This window comes from Dyadobacter sp. HNCC25DJ186, from assembly GCF_056895235.1.
In genome coordinates this window covers 279,947-304,767 of record NZ_JBXHAS010000006.1, presented here as the reverse complement: position 1 = coordinate 304,767, position 24,821 = coordinate 279,947, and the positions used below count along the sequence as shown (strand labels likewise).

General features: G+C 40.3%; 21 protein-coding genes. 16 read left to right on the top strand and 5 right to left on the bottom strand.

The window, feature by feature from the left end; translation table 11 throughout:
- Positions 1-31 precede the first annotated feature (31 nt).
- The 3 genes from AC1XUO_RS19430 to AC1XUO_RS19420 form a co-directional block, all read right to left on the bottom strand.
- The gene (locus AC1XUO_RS19430) at positions 32-415 is read right to left on the bottom strand and encodes a RidA family protein (RefSeq protein ID WP_483331434.1); all 384 of its coding nucleotides are present in this window, start codon (positions 413-415) and stop codon (positions 32-34) included.
- 94 nt (positions 416-509) lie between these two features.
- Complete coding sequence (locus tag AC1XUO_RS19425) at positions 510-1,319, bottom strand: glycerophosphodiester phosphodiesterase family protein (RefSeq protein WP_483331433.1); 810 nt, start codon at positions 1,317-1,319, stop codon at positions 510-512.
- A gap of 200 nt (positions 1,320-1,519) precedes the next feature.
- Positions 1,520-2,437 (bottom strand): PfkB family carbohydrate kinase, encoded by a 918-nt coding sequence (locus tag AC1XUO_RS19420; RefSeq protein WP_483331432.1) that lies wholly within the window; start codon positions 2,435-2,437, stop codon positions 1,520-1,522.
- 217 nt (positions 2,438-2,654) lie between these two features.
- Here AC1XUO_RS19420 and AC1XUO_RS19415 point away from each other — a divergent pair, with 217 nt between their 5' ends.
- From AC1XUO_RS19415 to AC1XUO_RS19405, 3 genes are read left to right on the top strand one after another with little or no spacing between them, the layout of a single operon-like run.
- Complete coding sequence (locus AC1XUO_RS19415; RefSeq protein WP_483331431.1) at positions 2,655-3,089, top strand: DUF5618 family protein; 435 nt, start codon at positions 2,655-2,657, stop codon at positions 3,087-3,089.
- A gap of 7 nt (positions 3,090-3,096) precedes the next feature.
- Complete coding sequence (cysS, locus tag AC1XUO_RS19410) at positions 3,097-4,596, top strand: cysteine--tRNA ligase (RefSeq protein ID WP_483331430.1); 1,500 nt, start codon at positions 3,097-3,099, stop codon at positions 4,594-4,596.
- 4 nt (positions 4,597-4,600) lie between these two features.
- Positions 4,601-5,620 (top strand): M28 family peptidase, encoded by a 1,020-nt coding sequence (locus tag AC1XUO_RS19405; RefSeq protein WP_483331428.1) that lies wholly within the window; start codon positions 4,601-4,603, stop codon positions 5,618-5,620.
- A 306-nt stretch (positions 5,621-5,926) separates the two neighbouring features.
- Here AC1XUO_RS19405 and pbpC read toward each other — a convergent pair whose 3' ends face one another.
- Entirely contained in the window at positions 5,927-8,239 is a 2,313-nt protein-coding gene (gene pbpC, locus AC1XUO_RS19400) for a penicillin-binding protein 1C (protein ID WP_483331523.1), read from the bottom strand.
- 202 nt (positions 8,240-8,441) lie between these two features.
- Here pbpC and glpK point away from each other — a divergent pair, with 202 nt between their 5' ends.
- The 8 genes from glpK to AC1XUO_RS19360 all read left to right on the top strand — a co-directional run bounded on the left by glpK (position 8,442) and on the right by AC1XUO_RS19360 (position 18,853).
- Complete coding sequence (gene glpK, locus AC1XUO_RS19395; RefSeq protein ID WP_483331427.1) at positions 8,442-9,941, top strand: glycerol kinase GlpK; 1,500 nt, start codon at positions 8,442-8,444, stop codon at positions 9,939-9,941.
- Positions 9,942-10,057: 116 nt separating this feature from the next.
- Positions 10,058-10,867, top strand: a complete 810-nt coding sequence (locus AC1XUO_RS19390; RefSeq protein ID WP_483331426.1) for an exonuclease domain-containing protein — start codon at positions 10,058-10,060, stop codon at positions 10,865-10,867.
- Between the two features lie 148 nt (positions 10,868-11,015).
- Positions 11,016-11,354: an NADH-quinone oxidoreductase subunit NuoK gene (gene nuoK, locus AC1XUO_RS19385; protein WP_137338024.1), complete on the top strand. Its 339-nt coding sequence runs from the start codon at positions 11,016-11,018 to the stop codon at positions 11,352-11,354.
- Between the two features lie 31 nt (positions 11,355-11,385).
- Positions 11,386-13,302 carry an NADH-quinone oxidoreductase subunit L gene (gene nuoL / locus AC1XUO_RS19380; protein WP_483331425.1) on the top strand — a complete coding sequence of 639 codons (1,917 nt, stop codon included), beginning with the start codon at positions 11,386-11,388 and terminating at the stop codon, positions 13,300-13,302.
- 72 nt (positions 13,303-13,374) lie between these two features.
- A complete protein-coding gene (locus tag AC1XUO_RS19375; protein WP_483331424.1) occupies positions 13,375-14,823 on the top strand; it encodes a complex I subunit 4 family protein in 1,449 nt (482 codons plus the stop codon).
- A 91-nt stretch (positions 14,824-14,914) separates the two neighbouring features.
- On the top strand, positions 14,915-16,312 hold the full coding sequence (locus AC1XUO_RS19370; RefSeq protein ID WP_483331423.1) for an NADH-quinone oxidoreductase subunit N: 1,398 nt from the start codon (positions 14,915-14,917) through the stop codon (positions 16,310-16,312).
- Between the two features lie 142 nt (positions 16,313-16,454).
- Positions 16,455-17,537: a DUF3810 domain-containing protein gene (locus AC1XUO_RS19365; protein ID WP_483331422.1), complete on the top strand. Its 1,083-nt coding sequence runs from the start codon at positions 16,455-16,457 to the stop codon at positions 17,535-17,537.
- Positions 17,538-17,641: 104 nt separating this feature from the next.
- Positions 17,642-18,853 (top strand): polysaccharide biosynthesis protein, encoded by a 1,212-nt coding sequence (locus AC1XUO_RS19360; protein ID WP_483331421.1) that lies wholly within the window; start codon positions 17,642-17,644, stop codon positions 18,851-18,853.
- Here AC1XUO_RS19360 and AC1XUO_RS19355 read toward each other — a convergent pair.
- Positions 18,843-19,745, bottom strand: a complete 903-nt coding sequence (locus AC1XUO_RS19355; RefSeq protein ID WP_483331420.1) for an alpha/beta hydrolase — start codon at positions 19,743-19,745, stop codon at positions 18,843-18,845. The genes AC1XUO_RS19360 and AC1XUO_RS19355 overlap by 11 nt on opposite strands.
- 425 nt (positions 19,746-20,170) lie before the next feature.
- Here AC1XUO_RS19355 and AC1XUO_RS19350 point away from each other — a divergent pair, with 425 nt between their 5' ends.
- The 5 genes from AC1XUO_RS19350 to AC1XUO_RS19330 all read left to right on the top strand — a co-directional run bounded on the left by AC1XUO_RS19350 (position 20,171) and on the right by AC1XUO_RS19330 (position 24,820).
- A complete protein-coding gene (locus AC1XUO_RS19350; protein ID WP_483331419.1) occupies positions 20,171-20,944 on the top strand; it encodes an alpha/beta fold hydrolase in 774 nt (257 codons plus the stop codon).
- A 141-nt stretch (positions 20,945-21,085) separates the two neighbouring features.
- Positions 21,086-21,730, top strand: a complete 645-nt coding sequence (locus tag AC1XUO_RS19345) for a CBS domain-containing protein (RefSeq protein ID WP_483331418.1) — start codon at positions 21,086-21,088, stop codon at positions 21,728-21,730.
- 78 nt (positions 21,731-21,808) lie between these two features.
- A complete protein-coding gene (locus AC1XUO_RS19340) occupies positions 21,809-22,690 on the top strand; it encodes an NAD kinase (protein ID WP_483331417.1) in 882 nt (293 codons plus the stop codon).
- Positions 22,691-22,709: 19 nt separating this feature from the next.
- Positions 22,710-23,720 carry a dipeptide epimerase gene (locus AC1XUO_RS19335; RefSeq protein ID WP_483331416.1) on the top strand — a complete coding sequence of 337 codons (1,011 nt, stop codon included), beginning with the start codon at positions 22,710-22,712 and terminating at the stop codon, positions 23,718-23,720.
- Positions 23,717-24,820 (top strand): aminotransferase class I/II-fold pyridoxal phosphate-dependent enzyme, encoded by a 1,104-nt coding sequence (locus tag AC1XUO_RS19330; RefSeq protein WP_483331415.1) that lies wholly within the window; start codon positions 23,717-23,719, stop codon positions 24,818-24,820. Before AC1XUO_RS19335 ends, AC1XUO_RS19330 begins: the two co-directional genes overlap by 4 nt.
- The last annotated feature ends 1 nt before the right edge of the window (position 24,821 follow it).

Sequence of the window (24,821 nt, the reverse complement as noted above, 5' to 3'; positions counted from 1 at the left end):
TTATTTCGTAGACCCTTCTTTTTTATCATCTTTATTCAACAACAGCAGTAAATTCGATTTCAACAAGATAGTCCGGTGACACTAATTTGCTGATTTGATAAATTCCGGTTGTTGGTTTTATCTCTCCAAAATAAGCACCATGTGCTCTGGCGATGTCGTCAAATTTGGCGATATCCGTTGTAAAGATTCTTGTACGTACAACATCTTTCAGCGAAACGCCAGCTTCTTCAAGCACTTTTGAAATTCTTTCAATGATATTGTTGGTTTGTGCATAAGCATCATCCGCTTTCACAATTTCTCCGTCGACGATGGCGACAGTACCTGAAACTTCTACAATGTTTCCGATGCGAACCGCGCGGCAATAACCCATTTTATCTTCCCACGGTGAACCGGTAAGGATATTTTGTCTTGGCATGGTAAGGTATTTTAAATTTTTGTGGGTGTAAATATATTGAGTTGAATTTTAAATGGACGAGTTATTGAAATAACATTTTCTGGAAAACCTGAATCTATCTCAAACCCTTTTTATTCAAATATTCAGTCAATGCTTCCGGATGATCCGTTTGTAAACCTTGAACGCCTTTATTTATTGCTTCGTCCCAAGAGGCTGGCCCTTCCGCTGGACTTTGAACATCGAGCCAGGTTGAAATTCCCTTTTCTTTTATCATTTTCTCCATGTCCGGATTCACAACGTTATCAATAACGCTGATCTGAATTTCGGTCAAAAAGGATGACAACTGTTCAACATTTTTAATTTCGTCCGGTATACTGGTCATTAATGGTATTTCCGGAGCAATAGATTTCCATTGCGGATATTGTTCTTTTTTATTGATATAGACTATAATCTGCTTTTCCATTCCGGCTTCCTGGATCTGTTTCCAGGTTTGCGCCACATCTGCATCTTTGAAATCCAGATAAATATTGATCTTGTTTTTACACAATTTCAAAACTTCTCTGAATTCCGGGATTTTGTGTGCTTTATGGTTATGATTGAATACCTGAAGCTTCTTGATTTCAGCCAAAGTATGATCACTTATTTTCCCTTTTCCATTTGTAGTACGGTCGACATTTCCGTCGTGATGAATGATCAGGTGACCATCTTTCGTCGTACGTAAATCAACTTCTACATAATCCACGCCGTATTTAATTGCTTCATCAATAGAGGCTAACGTATTTTCAGGAACGTTAACATGATTTCCGCGATGAGCAATCACAATGAGTTTGTGCTTGCTTGCCGGCAGATTCTGGGCTGTTGAAAGGGTTGAAATAAAACAGAATATAATCTGAATCAGAAGAAAATTATTTTTGTACGCGGACATTATAAAACTAATTTGTTGTTTGAAAAATGTGTAAAATGCCTTTTCAATACTAATTTTTTAATAATAGAGGCCACTATTACGTATTAAGAAAAAAGGTCTAAGCATTTAAGATTTTATCTCTCAAATGCTTAGACCTTTTATATTGTTCAGAAATCACTATTGAGCCGGGCTAAAAGCTAATCGCTAACAGCCAACAGCTATTAAACTATTTCAAAACTCGACAATTTCACAAATTCCTGAACGCGCGCATCAATTTCTTCTTGTGTAAGATTCACAACCCGTTCAGTGCCAAATTTTTCAACACAAAAAGATGCCATGGCAGAACCGTAAATGATAGCGCGTTTCATGTTTTCAAAAGAAATATCATCCGTTTTGGCAAGATATCCGATGAATCCGCCTGCGAAACAGTCACCTGCTCCGGTTGGATCAAACACCACTTCCAATGGCAAAGCCGGTGCGAAGAAAATTCTTTCTCCCTGGAACAAAAGTGCTCCGTGTTCTCCTTTTTTGATGATCAAAGTTTTTGGCCCCATCGCCATAATCGTCTGTGCTGCTTTACGCAAAGAATAATCACCGGAAAGCTGGCGAGCTTCTTCGTCATTGATCGTCAATACATCAACCAATTTTAACACCTCCTTCAAATCGTCCATGGCAATGTTCATCCAAAGATTCATGGTATCAAGCATGATCAGTTTTGGACGTTTTGCCATACGTTCGATTACTGCCTTTTGAGTAGCAGGAACCGTATTTCCCAACATTAAATATTCCGTTGTCTGATAAGATTCAGGGATAACCGGATCGAAATCAGCCATTACATTCAGCTGAGTTTCAAGCGTATCACGCGTGTTCATATCCTCGTGATATTTTCCCGACCAGAAGAAAGTTTTCCCATCAGGGATAGTTTTTAAACCTTCGGTATTAACGCCGTGTTCTACAAGAAGGTCAACCATTTCCTGGGGGAAATCACCGCCTACAACGGCTACCAGATTATTTTTTTTGGTAAAATACGATGCAGATAGTGTGATATAGGTTGCCGCGCCGCCAATGATTTTATCGGTTTTTCCGAAGGGTGTTTCAAGGGCATCAAACGCCACAGAGCCAACTGTTAATAAACTCATAAAGTAGTATAGTATTGATTTTTAGTAAGTTTCAATTTTTGATTGGAAGACAAAAACGCTGCGAAGATAATAAAAACAGCTGAATAGCAGATTCAAAGGATTGCATAATGCTAAACAGTTGGCGGTCAATCCTGAGTTATTTGCTATTTTTGTCAGGCAGCGTTAAATTATGATTTGATCTTAAGGTGAAAATTACTATCATTAAAACTGTGCAAAGATGATTGCCATTGATAAAGCCAGAACGCAAATCGAAATTGCGAAACAACTTCTTACAAATCATGCAAAGCCCGAAGATGGATTATTTCAGAACAAAAATTATGTTAAAAAAGCCGGACTTACTGCATATAATGGTCTTTTGTTGTCGCTCGTTGCGTTGTTGAAAGAAGACAGAAAAGCTCATGCAGTTATGGTAGAGCAGGATTTATTCAAATTGAACAAAAGGATATTTGCTGACTTTATCACCGCCCAACAGGTTCTAAGTAAATCAATGGGAGTTTACGGAACTAGGAGTCAGGCGTTAGCTCAACTTGGAATTTTGGAAGCTGAAAAGATTATAACCTGGGTTGAAAAGTCCCTTGCCAAAAGACAAAAAGGAGCAGAAATGCCTTTAATGATATGCAGACCAATTACTAAATTGATTACAAGAAAGTAAAATATTCATGACTGATAAAACTTACCAGCCCCTTAAAATATTCAATACGCTTACCCGTAAAAAGGATTTGTTTGAACCGCTCGCTGCGCCTTATGTAGGTATGTATGTTTGTGGGCCAACGGTTTACAACAACGTTCACCTTGGAAATATCCGTACTTTTTTGTCCTTTGATATTCTGTACCGATATCTGACGCATATTGGCTACAAAGTCCGTTATGTAAGAAATATTACGGATGTCGGGCATTTGGTTGGTGACGGTGACGAAGGCGAAGACAAAATTGGGAAAATGGCGAAGCTGCAACAGCTTGAACCGATGGAAATTGTTCAACGTTATACCAATGATTTTCATGATGTTACTGCTGAATTTAATTTGCTGCCGCCAAGTATCGAACCGACTGCAACGGGGCATTTGATTGAACAAATTGAAGCGGTTAAATCATTAATCGAAAAAGGTGCAGCTTACGAATCTAACGGTTCTGTTTATTTTGATATCACAAAATATAACGACGCTGGGAATGAATATGGAAAACTTTCGGGAAGGATTCTGGAAGATCTTCTGAATGAAACGCGTGATCTGGACGGACAGTCTGAGAAACGTAACCCGCTTGATTTTGCGCTTTGGAAAAGAGCCAGTCCTGAGCATATCATGCAATGGGATTCTCCATGGGGAATGGGTTTTCCGGGCTGGCATTTGGAATGTACTTGCATGAGCGCCAAATATTTAGGGAAACAATTTGATATTCACGGCGGTGGAATGGACTTAAAATTCCCACACCATGAATGCGAAATTGCACAGGGAAGAGCTTTGACCAACATCGAACCGGTGCGTTACTGGATGCATACGAATATGCTGACGGTGAACGGACAAAAAATGTCAAAATCGCTGAACAATTCTTTCCTTCCAAGCCAGTTATTTTCAGGAGATCATGAATTGCTGGATCAGGCTTACAGTCCGATGACCGTTCGCTTTTTTATGTTGCAAAGTCAGTATAGAAGCACGCTTGACTTCTCTAACGATGCCTTAAAAGCGGCTCAAAAAGGATATAAAAGATTGGCAAATGGTATCCGTTTGGCCAAAATGCTGAAATATTCTGACGAGGAAGTTGCACGTGACGATAAGAAAATTGAGGATATAGAAAAATCAATTCAGGGTTTCTATGACGCCATGAATGATGATCTGAATACCGCTGTGGCCATTGCCAATCTGTTTAATATGCTGAAATACATCAACATGCTGAACATGAATCAGGTGAAATCAGCCGCTTTGGGTGAGTCAACTTTTACCTCGTTATTGGAAAACTTTATTGTTTTCATTGAAAATGTACTTGGTGTAAAAGAGGAACTTAGCGAGGGACACGCGGTGCTGGACGGCATGTTAAATCTTTACCGGGAATATAAGGCGGTTCAGAATTACGAGAAAGTGGATGAGATTCGTACATATTTCAAACTTCAGGGACTTGCAATCCGTGATAGCAAATTGCGTGTGGACTGGGCTTATGAAGAGTAGGAAAATGAGAAAAAGTGGATTTTTATCTTCCGTTTTTATGGCTTGTTTTTTGACCTGCATATTATTTTTGTATAGCTGTAAGTCAAAAACGAGTTCAGAACAAACCGCAGAACAAATAGAAAAATTAGTCGCCAGTCCGGCTTTTAATGCAGATTCAGCTTTTCAATTTGTCAAAAAACAAGTTGATTTTGGAGCGCGGGTACCCAATTCGTCTGCGCATAAAGCCTGTGGTGATTATCTGGTTGCGACTTTTAAAAAGTTTGGACTTGAAGTTACCGAGCAAAATTTTACGCCTACGACTTACGACGGTAAAAAGCTCAATGCCCGAAATATTATCGCCAGTTTTAATCCAAAAGCGACAAAAAGAATTCTATTGACTTCGCACTGGGATTCCCGTCCGTTTTCTGATCAGGATTCTGTGTTAAAGGATAAGCCTGTTTTAGCGGCAAATGATGGTGCGAGTGGGGTAGGCGTTCTATTGGAAATTGCGAGAGTGCTTTCTTCTTCCGGAAATAAATTGAATCTGGGTGTAGATATTATTCTTTTTGATGCCGAAGACTGGGGTAATTCTGAAAAGGCGACGGATAAGTTTGGCGGATTTTGTCTGGGATCTCAATACTGGGCTACGAATAAACATATTCCAAATTACACAGCTTATTTTGGGATATTGCTGGATATGGTAGGAGCAAAGGGAGCGACTTTCCCGAAGGAAGGTTATTCAGTGAGTATGGCCGAGGGCGTGGTTCGGAATGTTTGGGGAATTGCCAGTCAGCTTGGATACAGTAATTATTTTATTGACAAAGCTGGTCCATCCATAACAGATGATCATATTCCAGTCAACGAAACGGCTAAAATTCCGATGATCGATATTATTCACATCAAACAAAATGATCCGGAACGGACGTTTTTTGATCAATGGCATACAGCGCATGATGATCTCGAAAATATAGATCCGAAAACATTGAAGGCGGTTGGGCAGACTTTGATCCAGGTTTTATATCAGGAGAGTGAAGCTGTGCTTTAAGGGGTTTCACGCAAAGGCGCAAAGATTAAAAAACGCAAAGACCGCAAAATTATTCTCTTAGCGGTCTTTGCGTTTTTACCTTTGCGCCTTTGCGTGAAACCTTTAACATGATAATTACGGTGCGCTGCACCTTGGGTTAATGAAGTTGGATTTTTTCTCTACAAGTATTATGGTGCTCTGCACCTAATCGATTTGAGAACATATTAAGAATTATCTACAATGCCAAGGTACAGAGTACCGCAATATTTGTAGAAAACAATACAAATCTCCAAGGGGCTGAGGTGCAGAGCACCGTAATTTGTTATCTTAGAACTTCTTCACCAAAATAGAAATATCCGAATTCCTCCCCTTATCATCACTACAAGAAATCTTAACCTTCCCAACCGGCGGACTAATAAATACCGCTTCATGTGGCGCAGAACGTTTCACGAGCTTATCATTCACATACCAAAAAATCTCCTGCACATCATTCCCAGTCTGGCAGCTTAACTGAATCTGCTGCGGCTCAGCCGTTTGAATAAAATATTCACTGCCATCATTTGGACTAGTAATCAATGGCGCGCCTTCCCGGAAAACCCTTTCGCAGGAAGGATTATGTGGCGGCAATTTTTGATATGGAATTTTCTTTGACTCATAATATGCAATTAATTCCGGAGCCAGATTGGGATAAGTTTTTTTTACAAAACCACTTTCAGGGAGACAATAAGTACAATAAGAAATTCTCCCGGCAACATCCGTAAAAACATACCGCAGATGCTGACATTTCCGATAAGGAGAAACGCCCATGATAAAATAATCCGTAATCTGATGATCACAGAAATCAGCTGGAATATCTCCGCTAACTGCACAGATTTTTCGTAACGACACATTTTCCGGCATTTGATACCAGCTGTTTGTAGCATTATAATCCAGCGAGTTGAAGATTGAAAATAATAATGGTGTCGCAGTATTCGCACCACTCAACTCAGGAACGCCTTCGCCTGAAAAATTTCCAACCCAAACACCAATCGTATATTTTCGGTTATAGCCAATACTCCACGCATCCCGCTTTCCATAAGAAGTCCCGGTTTTCCAGGCGATTTTTGGCAAGTGATAAGTATTGTCAAAGTTGGTAGGCAGGTCGGGGCGGGTGACTTGCGTTAAGATGTTATTTAAAAGAAATGTCGCCTCTTTTGAAACCAACTGTTCACCTTTTTTAGAAACTTGGGTTTCTGTTGTATATCGAATTTGTTTTAATTCTCCTTCGTTTGAAAAAGCGGCAAAAAGTCTGGTAAGTTCTTCCAGGGTCACGCCACAACCACCGAGAATCATGGATAATCCTAAATCTTTTGATTGCTTTCTGATTGTTTGAAAATCTGCTTTTTTTAATTTATCAATCAAAACCGGAGTACTTACTTCTTTCAAAATCTTAACTGCCGGAATATTCAGGGAATTGGCCAAAGCAAATTCCGCAGTAACCTGACCGTTAAAATGCTGATCAAAGTTTTCTGGTTCATAGCCACTGAAATTGGTTGGGACGTCATTTAAAACTGTCTTTGGCGTTATAATTCCTTTGTCAAAAGCAGTCGCATAAAGTATCGGTTTTAACGTACTTCCGGGTGATCGAATGGCGCGGATTCCATCCACTTGTCCGCCGTCATAAGGATTATTAAAATCAGCTGAACCGACATAAGCTTCAACCGCCATCGTTTCATTATTAATAACCAAAACTGCTGCATTGTGAATATTCATGCTTTGCAGCCTATCGACATAATTTTTTACCTGTTCTTCAATCTGTTTCTGTGTCTGGATTTTTATGGTGGTATTGATAACCGGCTGATCAGGGAAATCTTTTTTCAAACGTAGGGAGAGGTGAGGTGCCTGTTTCGGTGCAGTTAGCCGTTTAACAGTCAAAGGTTCCGCAATGGCATCCTGAATTGTATTTTTATCAAATAAATTTTCATTGCCAAACCGTGTCAGCCACTGATTTCTGGCCGTTTTCAACGCATCATTTCTCGTTCCTGGCCGTAAACTTGACGGTCGGTTTGGCACAATGGTAAGCGCAGTGATTTCCGCCAGACTTAACAGCTGAGGGGTTTTACCAAAATAGAACAGGGAAGCCGCTTTTATCCCTTCAATATTCCCACCGTAAGGAACAAGATTTAGATATAATTGAAGAATTTCTTCTTTTGAATAATGTAATTCCAGCTGCATAGCACGAAAAGATTCGGTCATTTTATTCAAATAAGTTCTTTTTTTAGGCTCCAATAACCTGACAACCTGCATGGTAATTGTTGAAGCACCAGAAGTTCTTTTACTGCTGAAAATATTTCTCCCCGCCGCCCGAAGCATCGCAAATGGATTTATACCTGGATGATAATAAAAATACTGGTCTTCCTTATGGATAAGGGTTTTCTGCAAAAGCGGCGTGATTTCAGTTATATTGGTATAGAGCCGCCATTTATCATCCGGACTTAAAAACGCATGTAAAACGCCTCCGTCACTTGCCGTGATTTGGGTTGAGTATTGGACTTTTGGTTTGAATGGGAAGAGGAAATCGAGTAGAAACAATGCTATGATAAAGCATCCAAATGGAATGGTTGCCTTTTTTACAAAAGTTTTTTGATCGGATTTTAACAACAACAATTTGATTTTAATTATGAAAAGGAGTTTCAATAACCGCTTAAATTAGAAAATATCAATCTGGTTTGTGAAAATGTGATTTAATGATTTGAACTGTATAAAAATAAATATTCTGTTCTAATTTCCTTCCATTTGCCCATTCCGCCAAAATTTCCTTATTTACTGACATATTACAAATAAAGACAATCATAATACCATTATGTCAAAATATATTGCGGCTATTGACCAGGGAACAACGAGTACACGTTGCATTCTATTTAATCATCAGGGAAATATTGTTTCCGTCGGGCAAAAGGAGCACGAACAGATTTATCCGCAGCCCGGCTGGGTGGAGCATAATCCGGAAGAAATCTGGAAAAATACACTGGAAGTAATTGCGATTTCCCGTATAAAAGCCTCTGCCACAGCCGCCGATATAGCAGCCATTGGTATTACAAATCAACGCGAAACAACAGTTGTCTGGAATCGCCGGACCGGGAAACCCTATTATAATGCATTGGTTTGGCAAGATACGAGGACAACTGATCTGGTAGCTAAATATGAAAAGGAAGGCGGATTAAATCAGTTTCGCGATAAAACCGGATTGCCTGTTTCAACCTATTTCAGCGGTTTAAAATTAAAATGGCTTCTGGAAAATGTGGAAGGCCTGCGCGCAGATGCGGAAAAGGGCGAAGCTATTTTTGGAAATATTGATACTTTTTTAATCTGGAACCTGACGGGTGGAGGGCATGGCGGAATTCATGTAACGGACGTCACCAACGCCAGCCGGACGCAATTGATGAATCTTCGGACTTTGCAGTGGGATCAGGATATGCTCGATGCTTACAATATTCCTGCGGTCATGTTGCCCGAAATAAAAAGCAGCAGCGAGGTTTATGGCACGGTGAGCAATGAAGTTTTGCCTGGCGTTCCTGTCGCCGGAATTTTGGGAGATCAACATGCAGCGTTGGTCGGGCAAACCTGTTTTGAACCGGGTATGGCGAAAAATACCTACGGAACCGGTTGCTTTTTGGTAATGAATACCGGGACAGAATTGAAAATGTCTGATAACGGTTTGCTGACTACCATCGCTTATAAATTCGGAAATGAGCCTGTTCAATATGCATTGGAAGGTAGCGTGGCTGTAACCGGCGCACTGGTTCAATGGGTGCGGGATAATTTGGGATTGATCAAAAAAAGCAGTGATATCGAAAGTCTGGCGAAGACTGTCGAGGACAATGGCGGTGCTTATTTCGTTCCAGCGTTTTCCGGGTTGTATGCGCCTTACTGGCGGAATGATGCGCGTGGCGTCATTGCCGGTTTAACCCGTTATGTTACAAAAGGACATATCGCCAGGGCAGTTTTGGAAGCAACGGCTTATCAGACACTGGATGTTGTCAATGCGATGGAGCAGGATTCCGGTATCAAATTATCTTCCCTGCGTGTTGACGGCGGAATGGTTTTGAACGAATTGTTGATGAAATTCCAGGCGGATATGCTCAATACCCAGGTCGTTTCTCCGGCAGTTGCAGAAACAACAGCATTGGGCGCGGCTTATGCAGCAGGTTTGGCTGTTGGTTATTGGAAAAACACAGACGAACTGAAAAGTAATTGGGCCATTGCCCATACCTGGAACCCGGATATGGATGAAACAAAAAGAGAAACATTGTACAAAGGATGGCAAAAAGCAGTCACAAAATCATACGCCTGGATGGATTAGTAAAAATTTAATGCATGAATGAACTATTTTATAATCTGTATAAACTAAATTCTTTTTTGGCCTGTGTTCCTTTAAAGCGTAACTTCGCGCCGCGAAAACCTAATTAAAGTAGCCTTATGCATACCCTCCATCTTAAAAAGCCGCTCGCTTTTTTTGATCTAGAAACTACCGGTGTAAACATTGCCCGGGATCGGATCGTAGAAATTTCGGTGGTGAAGGCTCTGCCTAATGGGGAAACGGAAATTCGTACAAGACGCGTTAATCCTGAAATGCCTATTCCACTGGAAAGCAGTCTGATACATGGCATTTATGATGAAGATGTAAAGGATGCACCTACCTTTAAAATGTTTGCAAAAAACCTTGCAACGTTTCTGGAAGGTTGTGATCTGGCCGGCTTTAACAGCAATCGTTTTGATATTCCAATGCTTGTTGAGGAGTTTTTACGGGTTGGTGTTGAGTTTGATATCAAAAACCGTCGTACCGTGGATGCTCAGCGGATTTACCACATGATGGAGCCGAGAAATCTTTCTGCTGCCTACAAATTTTACTGTGATAAATCGCTGACAGATGCACATAGTGCCGAAGCGGACACGATCGCAACTTTTGAAGTTTTACAAGGGCAAATCGCTCGTTATGAGGGTCAAAAGGTAATTGATTCACATGGAAAAGAACTGGGAACTGTAGAAAATGATGTAGCCGCTTTACATGCGTTGACCGCATCAAAGCTTATAGATTTTGCCGGACGGATGGTTTTTAACGAGAAAGGTGAAGAAGTTTTCAACTTCGGAAAACACAATGGAAAACGTGTTGCGGATGTCTTGAAAAGTGAGCCTTCTTTTTACGATTGGCTGATGAAAGCGGAGTTTCCATTGGATACGAAACGCAAGCTGACGGAAATAAAATTACGTGCTTTAACACAGAGATAATATAATAGGTACGCTTAACATTTGAGTAAGCGGTATTTATGTCTATTTTTGCCCGGTAAGTTTCAGTGATGAAGACAGAAATTACTTGATCCTGAAAATTTTAAATCATTGACTATTTTAAACGAATACCCATTTAGGTAAATCTGCTATGATCCCGAACCCGAATATACCAGAGGTTATTCAGAATGTCCCGCTTCAATATTATCTCATCCTCAGCACATTACTTTTTGTGATTGGCATCATTGGCGTACTTACCCGTCGTAATGCGATCATTATTTTCATGTCTGTTGAGTTGATGTTAAATGCAGCCAACATTTTATTAATTGCTTTTTCATCCTACCGGTCGGATCCTTCCGGGCAGGTTTTCGTGTTTTTTATCATGGCTGTGGCCGCAGCAGAAGTAGCCGTTGGTTTGGCGATTATCGTTATGATTTACCGGAATACTCGAAATACGGACATCGGTTTCCTTAATAAATTGAAATGGTAAGCCTTATTGGTTAATATACAAAATATAGAATATGTCTGCTTCATTACTAGTTCTGATTCCTTTATTACCTTTTCTCGGCTTTCTGATCAATGGTATCGGATTCCGTACTATACCAAAAGGTGCCGTTGGAATAATCGGGTCATTAGCTGTTATCGGTAGTTTTGCTCTTTCTCTGAATGCATTTAACGCATTTGTAGCTGCGGGAAGCACCCCATTCGTTCTGCCTCTTTTTGACTGGATTACGGTTGACGATCTCAACATTCCATTTTCTTTCCAGATCGACCAGCTTTCGTTATTGATGCTGATGATCATTACCGGTGTAGGATCGCTGATTCACATCTATTCAATCGGTTACATGAAACATGATGAGGGTTTCGGTAAGTTTTTTGCTTATCTAAATCTCTTCCTTTTCTTCATGTTGCTGCTCGTTCTGGGTTCCAATTATGTGATTATGTTTATCGGTTGGGAGGGTGTAGGACTTTGTTCTTATCTGTTGATCGGGTTTTGGAATAAAAATACAAACTACAACAACGCCGCACGTAAAGCGTTCATCATGAACCGTGTAGGGGATTTGGGTTTCCTTTTGGGAATTTTCACGATCATTGCCACTTTCGGTTCAGTAGAATATCTTGAAGTATTTAGTAAGGCCACAGGTTTTCAGGTTGGTGATCCTGTAATCATCGCGATTACCTTGTTCCTTTTTATTGGGGCCATGGGAAAATCGGCACAGATTCCGTTATATACATGGTTACCCGATGCGATGGCGGGTCCGACACCGGTTTCTGCACTTATTCACGCAGCAACGATGGTAACGGCCGGAATTTATATGGTGATCCGTTCAAACGTCCTCTATTCTCTTGCGCCTTCAACGCTTGAACTGGTTGGAATCATTGGTGGCGCGACAGCGCTTTTTGCTGCATCGATCGGACTTTTACAAAACGATATCAAAAAAGTACTGGCTTATTCTACGGTGAGTCAGTTGGGTTATATGTTCATGGGTTTAGGCGCAATGGCTTATTCTGCCTCGATGTTCCATGTAATTACCCACGCATTTTTCAAAGCATTATTATTCCTAGGAGCTGGTAGTGTGATCCACGCCATGTCCGACGAACAGGATATTCGCTCCATGGGTGGTTTGCGTAAAAAACTTCCAATCACGTTCCTTACATTTTTAATTGCAACCATTGCGATTTCAGGGATTCCTCCATTTGCAGGTTTCTTCTCAAAAGATGAGATTTTAGCGCATGTTTTTGAGCATAACAAATTACTTTGGGTAGTTGGGGTATTGGGTTCGTTGATGACTTCCTTTTATATGTTCCGTCTGCTTTTCCTTACTTTCTTTGGAAAATTCCGCGGCACACATGATCAGGAGCATCATTTGCACGAATCGCCTGCATCGATGACAATTCCACTTGTGATCCTTGCCGTTCTTTCTGCTTTGGGTGGATTTATCGGAGTGCCGGAAGCTTTGCACGGGACGCACAAGCTTGCTGAATTTATGAGTCCTTTGTATGAAGGTTCTCGTCAGGTTAATCCGGAAGCTTTCTTGCCAACAACTTTGTCGCATTCAGAAGAATATATTCTAATGGCTGTTTCAGTTGGTGTTGCTTTAATTTCTCTGATTATAGCATACGTGATGTATGTCCAAAAAGCAAATGTTCCGGCTCCGGACTCGGAGGAAAAATCAGCTGTTCAGAATTTGATTTACAACAAATATTACGTTGATGAACTTTACAACGCTGTTTTTGTAAAACCAATCAAATCACTATCCAATGTCCTTTACAGTTTCGGTGAGTTTTTCATCGATCTTTTTGTGAATGGCACAGCCAGGCTTATTGCTTTTCTGGGAGGATTGTTACGTAAAACACAAACGGGTTCAACCGGGGATTATGTATTTGCCATGGTTCTCGGAATCGTAGTGATTCTGTTTTGGAAGCTGTTGTTATAGGCATTTTGTTGAAACTGACATATTAAATATTTATACCGTTCACCATTTAGTGCTGACCGTTGACTTGAAAATATGCTTACTCTTCTTTTAATACTTTTGCCCGTTGTGGCCGGCGTTATTACCCTCTTGGTTGGAGCTAATCTGGCGAAACAGGTAGCCCTAGTCGGTGCTCTTGCGGAGTTAGGACTTGCTCTTTTTGTCTGGTCTCAATTTGACCCGGCGGCTGGGGTTCAGTTTGGTTTTAAATATCACTGGCTTGCATCCGCAGGAATTTCGTTTGCCGGCGGATTAGACGGAATCAGTTTGGTACTGGTATTATTAACAGCTTTTCTGACACCGCTGATCATCCTTTCGACTTTCAGCCATACTTATAAAAACAGCGCTGCATTTTATTCGTTAATTCTGTTTATGTCAGCTGCGCTTGTGGGTGTTTTCACTGCCACAGATGCTTTCCTGTTTTACCTTTTCTTCGAAGCGGCACTTATTCCGGTTTATTTCCTTGCCGCTGTTTGGGGTGGAGAGAATCGTTTGAAAGTTACTTTCAAGTTCTTTATTTATACCATGTTCGGTAGTTTGTTCATGCTGGTTGCATTGATTTATTTGTACTATCAGACGCCCGGAACGCATACTTCTGAAATAACCGCTTTTTATAATTTACAATTATCCGCCAAATCACAAGGATTTATTTTCTGGGCTTTCTTTGTAGCTTTTGCTATCAAAATGCCATTATTTCCTTTCCATACCTGGCAGCCTGATACATACACAGAAGCGCCAACACCGGCGACAATGTTACTTTCCGGTATCATGCTTAAAATGGGGGTTTACGGTTTGATCCGTTTGTTGCTTCCAATTGTTCCTCTCGGTTTACAGTCTTATGGAATGCTTGCCGTAATCTTATCGGTAATCGGAATTATATACGGTTCGATCATCGCCATTCAGCAGCGTGATATGAAACGCCTGATTGCGTATTCTTCCTTCGCTCACGTGGGATTGATGGCCGCTGGCGTTTTTGCCGCTTCAACAAATGGTTTGCAAGGCGCGATGATTCAAATGCTCGCGCATGGTATCAACGTGGTTGGTTTATTCTTTGTAATCGATATTATTCTTTCCCGTACCAAAACGCGGAGTCTGGATCAATTGGGTGGTATCACGCAGGTTGCGCCTCAGTTGAGTGTATACTTTTTGATCATTCTTTTGGGAAGTGTGGCATTGCCTCTGACCAACGGTTTTGTTGGAGAGTTTCTGCTGCTTTCCAGTGTTTTTGCATTCAACGGTTGGTTAGGAGCTATTGCAGGTTTGACCATTATTCTTGGTTCGGTGTATATGCTTCGCTTATTCCAAATGTCAATGTTCGGACCAAAATCCAAATGGGTTGAAGGTTTCCAGGATCTGACATTCAGTGAAAAAGCGGTGTTACTGCCTCTAGTGATTATGGTATTATGGATTGGAATTTACCCAAATACATTTTTGAGCATTTCCGAGCCAGCTGTAAATAATCTTTTGCAATTCGTAGGGAAATAGTTTTCTAAGGAAAAAGAATAATTAATATAGTCTGATAGCCGAAAGCCGACCGCCGAAAGCTACTATTAATGACAAACGATAATAAATAATTATGTATCCCATTGTTTTGTTGTCAGTTCTTGGAATCGTAACACTCTTCTTAGGGTTCTCGAAATCGAAGAATATCTTATTGCCAGCTGTCCTGCTTTTCCTTGCCATTGCTTTGGCAGGTAATTTCTTTGAGTGGAACAAAGGGCCGTTGTTATATTTTTACGATATGTTCCGGGTTGATAACCTGACATTGGCCTTTAACGGCATCATTCTGGCATCCGCTTTTATGATCGTTGCGATCTCCGGAGGTTTTCAGGATAACGCAGAAGCTGAACCGGCTGAGTATTATGCTTTAATGCTTTTCTCTCTGGTTGGTGCGATTATGATGGTGGGTTTTGAGCATTTGATCATGCTTTTCATTGGTGTTGAAATCCTTTCTGTTGCCATGTACGTATTGACAGGTAGCAACAAACGTAATTTAAGGTCGAACGAAGCAGCGTTGAAATACTTTTTGATGGGTGCATTTGCAACTGGTATTATGCTTTTTGGTATGACCTTGCTTTACGGCGCAACTGGCTCATTTAAATTAGGAGAAATTCAGGCCTTTGTTTCTACAACACAACAAGCGGCTCCTTCTTACATTTTGTATGCCGGATTATTATTGCTGCTGATTGGTATGTTGTTTAAAGTTTCTGCTGCTCCTTTCCATTTCTGGACACCGGATGTTTACGAAGGAGCGCCGACGATCTTTACAACGTTCATGTCAACGATTGTGAAAACAGCCGGTTTCGCAGCACTTTACAGATTATTATCACATTCATTTACCGGAGTATACGATTTCTGGTGGCTTGTAATCGCTGTGATTGCTATTCTGACTTTGCTTGTTGGAAATATCGGAGCAACAACACAAAACAGCTTCAAACGCATGATGGCGTATTCAGGGATTTCCCACGCGGGATATTTGCTGATCGCATTAACTGCACTTTCAAAACCAACGCAAAATGCAATTGTTTTTTACTCACTGGCTTATTCACTTTCAACAATCGCTGCATTTGGCGTGTTGATATTGGTATCGAAAGAGAAAACATTCGAAGGCCAGCCGGACGAACGTTATGACGCATTTAACGGGTTGGCTAAGAAGAATCCTTTCCTTGCATTTGTGGTAACCGTTTCGATGTTATCTCTGGCCGGAATTCCATTGACAGCAGGTTTCTGGGGAAAGTTCTTTGTATTCAGCAGCGCGGCCGACAGAGGAATTATCTGGGTACCAGCGATTGCAGTTTTAATGTCCGTTGTTGGTATTTATTATTACTTCCGTGTAATTATCGCATCTTACCTGAAAGAAGGTGATATCGCAGAAATTCGCGTTGCACCATTCTATAAATTTATTCTGATCGTAGCAACAGTACTTACCATCGTATTTGGTTTGGCTCCCGGATTATTGGAAGGGATTTTTTAAAAGATCAATATTTAAAAGTTTATAGAGCTGCGCTTCGGTGTGGCTCTTTTTTTATGTTACTTTTTTTTAAAATCACGTAAGAATAAGACCATATTAAAACGTTTCTGAAAATCTTCATTAATCTTATGTCTCTTTATAATTTATGAGGAAATATATATTAGCGTTTTTTCTGCCTATCGAAATTGTTATTTTTTTTATTTTCTCTCAAAATGAGGTCTGGGTTGAAAAGTATTATATACATTATGTTTTTAATAATTTAACCATCTTTCTAAGGCTCACATTAGGAGAAATTCATTTCTCAGTGGGGTTAGGTTTATTTTATATTATTCTATTCATTCTATTATTTAAATCAGTAAAGACAACCAAAAATTTAATAAAGAGTAGGTATACTGTAAGTTTAATTACGGATTTGCTCATAAAAGTGCTTACCACACTTGGCGTCGTTTTTGGTTTATACATGATTATGTGGGGTCTTGCCTACCACAGAAAACCTATTGCAAAAATCGTAGTTATTAACACTGAAAACATTTCTTCGAAAGATTTGAAAGAGCTTTGTAAACGTTTGATATATCTCACCAATCAATCCAGGAAAAAAGTCTCAGATATAAGATTTCAATCATATAGATTTCGACAGTTATTTAAGAAAGCACCGGAAGGTTATACTCAAATTGCTAAATTGTTTCCTGAATTATCCTATCGGCATCCTTCCATTAAAATGGGCTTCACAAAAGGTATCATGTCTTCTTTGAGAACCGCAGGTCTTTATTTTCCTTTTACTGCCGAAGCGAATATCAATGGAAATTTACCTTCTTTTGAGGCACCTTTTGTAATCTGTCATGAGATGGCTCATCAGCTTGGTTTTGCTTCTGAGGATGAAGCAAATTATATTGCTTATCTGGCTTGCGTTAATAATCCAGATCCGGCCTTTAGATATTCGGCTAACTATTGGGTATTATGTTCGGCTATGGATGCATTGAAAAAGGCAGATATTAAATCTTACGAAGCGTTGTATGGAAAAATTGATCCGGAAGTTTTTTTGGATAACAAGTTTTCTCAGAGCATCTCAAAAAAGTTTAGAAGTCCGGTTCAGGATTTTACCAGCAGATTTTTATATGACCTTTTCTTAAAAGCCAATAGCCAGAAAAGTGGTATTGATAGTTATAATTTGGTAATTGAATTGTTAGTGGGAGAATTAAGGAAGAATAATCTTCAATTCACGATTTGAGCAGTCTGTTACTTTTTATCCAAAATCCCGTAAGAATAAAACCACCTCCCAACGTCTCTGAAAATCTTCATTAGTCTATAATTACACGTTTAATTATTGTTACTATGACCGATTTCTCCTCGAATGACTTACCACAGTTTAATGAAGATTTTAGAAAATCCCATTATCATCAAAATCTTCTGAATTTTAAGCTGGAAGACCTTTTGGACAGGGAAGCTATCCATCTTGACAATAAAAATATCAGTGAGTTTATCAGAAATAAGAGAATCCTGATCACAGGCGCGGCCGGATCAATCGGGAGAAATCTGGTGAAGCACATTATTTTATTCAAACCAAAAAGACTGATTTTAATAGATAAATCGGAATCTGCTATCTATGAACTGGATGAAGAGATCAGGGAAATGAGGATTTCAGGAATAGAAATTATTTCTTTAATAGGCGATGTATCAGATGGCAAGCGGATGAAGCCTTTGTTTCAAAAAAATCAGCCTCAGATTATTTTCCACGCCGCTGCTAACAAACACGTGCCTCTTCTCGAAAGGAACGCCTACGAAGCAATCAAAACAAACATTTTTGGAACAAAAGTACTGGCGGATCTTGCCGTCGAATTTTGGGTGGAAAAATTCATTTTGATATCCACAGATAAAGCCGTGAATCCCTCAAACGTAATGGGTGTTACCAAGAGATTTGCAGAGATAATTTTACAGCATCTCAATAAAACCGATAATACCACGCAATTCATTGTGACGAGATTTGGCAATGTCTTAGGTACAAAGGGCTCTGTTGTTCCTGTTTTTAAAAAACAGATTGATAAAGGCGGCCCGGTTGAAATCACCGATGCCGAAGTAAAACGTTATTTCATTACAATGAACGAAGCATGTCAGTTGGTGCTTGAAGCAGGTGCGACCGGTCATGCGAATGAGATATTCACTTTGGATATGGGAGAATTGGTATTACTAAAAGCACTGGCCGAAAAAATGATTCGTTTAACCGGTCTTCAGCCAGATGTAGATATTGGAATTATTTATATCGGTCTGCGGGCAGGGGAAAAGCTTGTGGAAGAGAGGTCGGGAGTTGATGAAGAAGATACACCGACGCATCATCCAAAATTAAGGATTTCACGTTTAGTGCCAGTGGATCGATTTGAAGTTGGAACGGTGTTGACACAACTTGAAAAGGCGCTTGATTCGGGTGAGGATAATGAAATGATACAGATCCTGAAAGATGCAATCCCGGAATATATCAGCCACAATTCAGAATTTGAAAAGCTTGATAGGCTCCGGGCTGCAAAAACTGAAAAGGATATTACGGAATGAATTGATTCGTTTTCATCCAGTTGATACAGCGCGTAAACCATTCGTCAAAAGGCGGCGTTTTTAAAAATCCGTGTTCGCCTTTGGAATAAATATGAAGCTCGGACGGACTCTTGAATTTGCTTAAAGCATCGTAAAACATCATACTGTTTGAAACCGGCACCACGGTGTCGTCCCCGGCATGTGTAATAAATGCCGGCGGCGTTGATTGATTCACCTGCAATTCATTAGAAAAATATCTTATCTGCTCTTCAGTTGGTGTTGATCCCAGTAAATTGTTGCGTGAGCCTTTGTGCGTCGGAGCTTCCAAAAAACTGATTACCGGATAAACCAGAATCATAAAATCAGGTTTAACACTTGTTTTATCTTTATTTTCAATATCGGATTCATCAAAATGTGTCCCCGCAGTGGAAGCCAAATGTCCGCCTGCTGAAAAACCCATAATACCAATTTTACTCCTATCAAGATTCCATTCCTTCGCTCTCTCCCGAACGGTTTTTATGGCTTGCTGCGCATCCTGCAAGGGTACAACAGACTTATCCTCTGAAAATTTGTCGCTTGGAAGTCGGTATTTTAAGACAAACGCCGTTATACCAACCTTATTAAAAGCTCTTGCAACTTCATAACCTTCTCTTTCAATTACCAAAACGCCGTAACCGCCGCCAGGGCAAATAATCACAGACGTGCCATTTGCAGTTCCTTTTTCAGGAAGAAAAACAGATAGCGTAGGTATTGAAACATTTCTGACGATACCTTTTTCAGTTGTCTCTTCATCGGCAGCTGATTTTGCATTAGGAATTTTTCCGGGATACAGCGGAATGACCTTTTGTGCACAGGTAATGCTTGCTGAACATAAAAAGAATACGAATAAAAAAGTAAAGCCGGAGCGGTTCATAAATTATATCAGTTCTTAGTTTGAAAACCATAGAGGGCATCTTTGAAAATTATAACAGGACGAAAAAGTGGCAGTACTCTTTTGATTTCTTCGTTTCAAGATAGCCGTAACCAACCTAAGACAATTTATACCTGGATTTACCCATATAAAATACGATCCATTCGATAAGATTACGGCTCGCCGGAAATATTATACCAAATTGCACCTTTCTATGTAAAATGTATTGATATTGATATATTAATATAATATTTACAAGAAAATAAAATGATATTAATTGTCTGATAGCTTCGGACAATCTAAAAAAAAGAACTAGTTTTGTATACGATCGGAAAGGCAATTTCATTATCTCACTATATTTTTAGTCGAAATAATTGAACTTTTTCGCTTTTAAAGAAATTCTGAATAAAATAACTCCTGGTAACAGAATGAAATACAAGGTACATGCTGAGGGCAAGTTTCAATTCATCGACGAAGGAAAGGGCGAAACGTTATTGCTATTGCATGGGCTTTTCGGCGCTTTGAGTAACTGGGATGGAATAATTGAGTGCTTTTCTGATCGCTACCGTGTACTTATTCCATTATTACCAATCTACGAGCTTCCTCCGCGTGAAGCTGGTTTGGACGCATTACTGGATTTCCTGGAAGCATTTGTTGTGTTCAAAAATCTGACCAATATGACAGTTTTGGGGAATTCCCTGGGTGGCCATATTGGTTTGCTCTATACTTTAAAGAATCAGGAAAATGTTCAGCGTCTGGTTTTAACCGGAAGTTCAGGGCTTTTTGAGAATTCTATGGGAGGTTCTTTCCCGAAACGAGGAAGTTATGAATACATCAGGGAACGTGTGGCATACACTTTTTATGATCCGAAAGTAGCGACAAAAGATTTGATCGACGAAGTTTTTGAAACAACTTCAAGCATCCCTAAGTGCATGAGTATCGTAGGTATTGCAAAGTCGGCGCAGCGTCATAATCTTGCAAAAGATTTATATAAAATCAAGGTTCCGACGTTATTAGTATGGGGACTGAATGATACGATTACGCCGCCTCACGTTGGTTACGAATTTAATCGCCTTATTGCAGGGTCAGAATTGCATTTTATAGATAAATGTTGTCATGCTCCAATGATGGAACATCCCGACAAATTTAATGTCATAGTTGAACGCTTTTTAGAAAAACATGTCTCAGTTCCCGTGGAATAGTCATTTTTCGAAGAGCCTGTAACGGCTCTTTTTTGTTTTATAAATATTCTTTTTACAAGAAAGTTGACAGGTAATTAGTTTTTTCATAGATTAGACAAAAACACCTTTTCAGTTATGTTAGCTGCAACGTTAATTAATCCCATGATTCCGATACTGAAACTTACCGACACGGTAGGTACAGCTATGGACTGGATGGATGAATTTCGGATCGGGCAGCTTGTCGTGGCCGATGACGGAATTTATAAGGGAATTGTGTCAGAAGATATTCTTTTTGATATCGCGGATTCTACACAACCCATTTCCAGAATTATTATTCAGCATCAGGATGTTTTCGCTTTTGAGGACCACCATCCTTATGAGCTGTTAAGGCTTGTCAATGAATTTGGACTGGATATTATTCCGGTAGTTCATGAAGGAAAGGCAATGTCCGGAAGTATCTTAGTGAAGGATCTGGTAGAGCGCTTTGTAAGTGAACTGGGTGTTCAGGAAAAGGGAGCAGTGATTGTGTTGAAAATTGCAGAGCGGGACTATTCCCTTTCTGAGATCAGCCGCCTGATTGAATCGAATGGGACAAAGGTGCTTAGCAGCTATTATTCTTCCAGCGAATCGTTGCACCCTGCAGACCACTCTCTGCTTACTTTGAAGTTGAACCGAACAAATATAACGCCGGTGATTGCGACGCTGGAACGTTTTGGTTATGATATTGAAGAAGCACATGCCAATGATCCGATCGAAAGTGTCGATCAGGAACGCCTTGATATGTTACTTCGTTATTTAGCCACCTAATTTCCCGGAATAGTACATTGCCAATCGGCATTTTGTCCCGTATCTTTCGGGCATAAAGGATCACATACTTTTTCTTTCATGAAAATAGCAATTCACGGACGTAACTTTACTGAATCTGCCCGCCCGTATATAGAATCTATGTTCGGTGAGTTGTCCCGTAGAAAAATCGATGTACAGCTTTCGGCAACATTCAGATCGTTTCTGGATGAGCAGAATATTCAGCATTGTTCTCATATGGTGTATGGAAATCCTGGTGAGCTCTGCGATGCGCGATTTGTTGTGAGTATGGGCGGCGACGGGACTTTGCTTGAAACAATTTCTCACGTTGGGAAAAGAAGGATACCTGTTATTGGTATCAATGTTGGCCGTTTAGGCTTTCTTGCTACGGTTTCTCCCGAGCGCATATCCGATATGATCGAAGCTTTAGAAAATAATCATTATAAGATCGACGAAAGAACTTTGGTTAAAGTCGAATCCAATATTGATCTATTTGACGGAAGGAATTTCGGTTTGAACGATTTCACGATCACAAAAACGGATACGGCCTCCATGATCACCGTGCATACCTACCTGAATGACGAATTCCTTAACTCATATTGGGCAGACGGGCTCATTATTTCAACGCCGACAGGGTCAACAGGTTATTCATTAAGTTGTGGCGGACCAGTACTGGTGCCACATTCCCAGAATTTTATTATAACGCCCGTAAGTCCCCATAATCTGAATGTTCGTCCTTTGGTGGTTGAAGATTCTTCGGTGATCAGGCTGGAAGTAAAAAGCCGAAGTAATAATTTCCTGGTTTCCATGGATTCGCGTTCGAGAGTTGTTGACGAGGTTACGGAATTGACTGTGAGCAAAGCAGATTTTACAGCACGACTGATCAAAATGAGAGACGACAGTTTTCTTGATACCCTGCGCAGTAAATTGTCGTGGGGCCTTGATATGCGAAACAGATTATAATTTTCTTTAAAAATACGGCATGCAGCTTTTTTTTCATCCCTTCGATCTTGAACTAAAACATACTTTTACGATTGCACACGATTCCCGCAATGTACAGCCAACACTTATTGTAGAACTAAGGGATGGTGATTTTCGTGGGTTCGGAGAAGCGACGTCAAATCCGTATTATGGTGTTACGATTGAAAAAATGATCGCTTCACTGGAAGGTATACGCTCGATTATCGAGTCTGACGAGCTGACTTCTCCTGAAACTTTGTGGGCAAAGGTAAATCCTTACCTGGCGAATGATTCTTTCGCAAAATGTGCCTTGGATGAAGCTGCAAACGATCTTTTTGCCAAGAAAAAAGGTGAAAAACTTTACGAAAGCTGGGGTTTATCCATTGATCATAATCCTCTCACAAACTTTACAATCGGAATCGATACTGTTGAGAAAATGGTATCCAAGATGAAGGAACTTCCCTGGCCGATTTATAAAATTAAATTAGGCACGGATGATGATCTCAAAATTGTAAGAGAACTCCGGTCACATACCACTGCAACTTTCCGTGTGGACGCAAACTGCGCCTGGTCAGCAGAACAGGCTATTCGTTTTTCAGGAGAGCTAAAAAAGCTGGGCGTTGAATTTATTGAACAACCGCTTGCTGCTGATGATATCGAAGGAATGAAACAGGTTTTTGCTGAAAGTGCGCTGCCAGTGATTGCCGACGAAAGCTGTATTCTGGAAAGCGACGTAATAAAATGTAACGGACTTTTTCATGGTGTCAATATAAAACTCACCAAATGTGGCGGGTTAACTTCTGCAAAACGAATGATTGCCGAAGCAAAAAGCCTGGGCATGAAAACGATGGTTGGTTGTATGACAGAGTCCAGCGTTGGAATTTCAGCGATAGGGCATTTGCTTCCGCTTCTGGATTATGTCGATATGGATGGTTCTTTATTGATCAAAAATGATCCGGCAACGGGTGTAACTTTTGATTACGGTAAAGTGATTTATGCTGAACAAAATGGGACAGGAGCATATTTGAAATGAGCATATACCCGACCAGCCATCTTCCTAACCGGAAAGTGTTACTAAATAATGGTAGAGAATATCTCTGGTTTAGCGGGACGGATTATCTGGGCATGGGGCACCACGAAGGTTTCCTGAATTATCTGCACGAAGGAATTCGGACTTATGGAACACATTACGGAAGTTCCAGAAATAATAGCCTGAGACTTACAGTTTACGACGAAGCTGAAACAGCACTCGCAAAATTTTCAGGCGCTCCTGCCGCTCTCACAACGTCGTCAGGCATGTGGGCCGGGCAATTGGTTGTGAAGGAATTGCTGGGAATTATCAGATTATGCTTTCAGACCGTGAACATTCGTTTGCCAGGCGTTCATTATCATTACGCTCCGAGAGTTCATCCTGCGTTATGGGGAGAATCTTATGGAGTAAATAATCCAAGCTGGGAAGATTGGGCAAAAAAGACAGTTCTCGATATACATGAAAGTAACCACGAGGACATCCACATTCTTTTCTCTGATTCCGTAGGTTCACCCTTTGTCGAACATTTTGATTTTTCGATTTTTGATACTCTTCCTTTTAATCGTCAAATACTTCTGGTCGTTGACGATTCGCATGGTTTTGGTGTGTTAGGTCAAAATGGAACAGGAATTTATCGTGAGTTGTCTTCCATTCAGCAGGCTAAATTAATTGTAGTTTCTTCTTTAAACAAGGCGTTGGGAATCCCTGGCGGCGTGATTTTAGGTGACTCGCGGATAATTTCAGGAATTCGACAAAGTCCTTTTTTCGCAGGCGCATCACCAGCGGTGCCTGCTTATATTTATGCGTTAAAAAGGTTTTTAGAGACAAGTGCTTACACGCCTGCACATCAAAGGCTTTTGGAGAACATTCACGATGTCACAGCACTTTTGACAGGAACTAAACTTTTTGTTTGTAAAAATAACTATCCCGTATTTTGCAGCCTGGACAGCAACCTTTTTGATTTTTTGGAAGCAAATGGAATATTGGCATCTTGCTTTTCATATCCACAATCAACCGATCCGCCTGTTACGAGATTAGTGATCACCGCATTACATCAAAAAGAAGACCTCGACCAATTGGCCGAGGTCTGTATCAAATTCTAAA

Excerpts from the sequence above, each read along its gene's own strand:
- AC1XUO_RS19430 (WP_483331434.1), bottom strand. The coding sequence starts at position 415 with ATGCCAAGACAAAATATCCTTACCGGTTCACCGTGGGAAGATAAAATG.
- AC1XUO_RS19425 (WP_483331433.1), bottom strand. The coding sequence starts at position 1,319 with ATGTCCGCGTACAAAAATAATTTTCTTCTGATTCAGATTATATTCTGT.
- AC1XUO_RS19420 (WP_483331432.1), bottom strand. The coding sequence starts at position 2,437 with ATGAGTTTATTAACAGTTGGCTCTGTGGCGTTTGATGCCCTTGAAACA.
- AC1XUO_RS19415 (WP_483331431.1), top strand. The coding sequence starts at position 2,655 with ATGATTGCCATTGATAAAGCCAGAACGCAAATCGAAATTGCGAAACAA.
- cysS (WP_483331430.1), top strand. The coding sequence starts at position 3,097 with ATGACTGATAAAACTTACCAGCCCCTTAAAATATTCAATACGCTTACC.
- AC1XUO_RS19405 (WP_483331428.1), top strand. The coding sequence starts at position 4,601 with ATGAGAAAAAGTGGATTTTTATCTTCCGTTTTTATGGCTTGTTTTTTG.
- glpK (WP_483331427.1), top strand. The coding sequence starts at position 8,442 with ATGTCAAAATATATTGCGGCTATTGACCAGGGAACAACGAGTACACGT.
- AC1XUO_RS19390 (WP_483331426.1), top strand. The coding sequence starts at position 10,058 with ATGCATACCCTCCATCTTAAAAAGCCGCTCGCTTTTTTTGATCTAGAA.
- nuoK (WP_137338024.1), top strand. The coding sequence starts at position 11,016 with ATGATCCCGAACCCGAATATACCAGAGGTTATTCAGAATGTCCCGCTT.
- nuoL (WP_483331425.1), top strand. The coding sequence starts at position 11,386 with ATGTCTGCTTCATTACTAGTTCTGATTCCTTTATTACCTTTTCTCGGC.
- AC1XUO_RS19375 (WP_483331424.1), top strand. The coding sequence starts at position 13,375 with ATGCTTACTCTTCTTTTAATACTTTTGCCCGTTGTGGCCGGCGTTATT.
- AC1XUO_RS19370 (WP_483331423.1), top strand. The coding sequence starts at position 14,915 with ATGTATCCCATTGTTTTGTTGTCAGTTCTTGGAATCGTAACACTCTTC.
- AC1XUO_RS19365 (WP_483331422.1), top strand. The coding sequence starts at position 16,455 with ATGAGGAAATATATATTAGCGTTTTTTCTGCCTATCGAAATTGTTATT.
- AC1XUO_RS19360 (WP_483331421.1), top strand. The coding sequence starts at position 17,642 with ATGACCGATTTCTCCTCGAATGACTTACCACAGTTTAATGAAGATTTT.
- AC1XUO_RS19355 (WP_483331420.1), bottom strand. The coding sequence starts at position 19,745 with ATGAACCGCTCCGGCTTTACTTTTTTATTCGTATTCTTTTTATGTTCA.
- AC1XUO_RS19350 (WP_483331419.1), top strand. The coding sequence starts at position 20,171 with ATGAAATACAAGGTACATGCTGAGGGCAAGTTTCAATTCATCGACGAA.
- AC1XUO_RS19345 (WP_483331418.1), top strand. The coding sequence starts at position 21,086 with ATGATTCCGATACTGAAACTTACCGACACGGTAGGTACAGCTATGGAC.
- AC1XUO_RS19340 (WP_483331417.1), top strand. The coding sequence starts at position 21,809 with ATGAAAATAGCAATTCACGGACGTAACTTTACTGAATCTGCCCGCCCG.
- AC1XUO_RS19335 (WP_483331416.1), top strand. The coding sequence starts at position 22,710 with ATGCAGCTTTTTTTTCATCCCTTCGATCTTGAACTAAAACATACTTTT.
- AC1XUO_RS19330 (WP_483331415.1), top strand. The coding sequence starts at position 23,717 with ATGAGCATATACCCGACCAGCCATCTTCCTAACCGGAAAGTGTTACTA.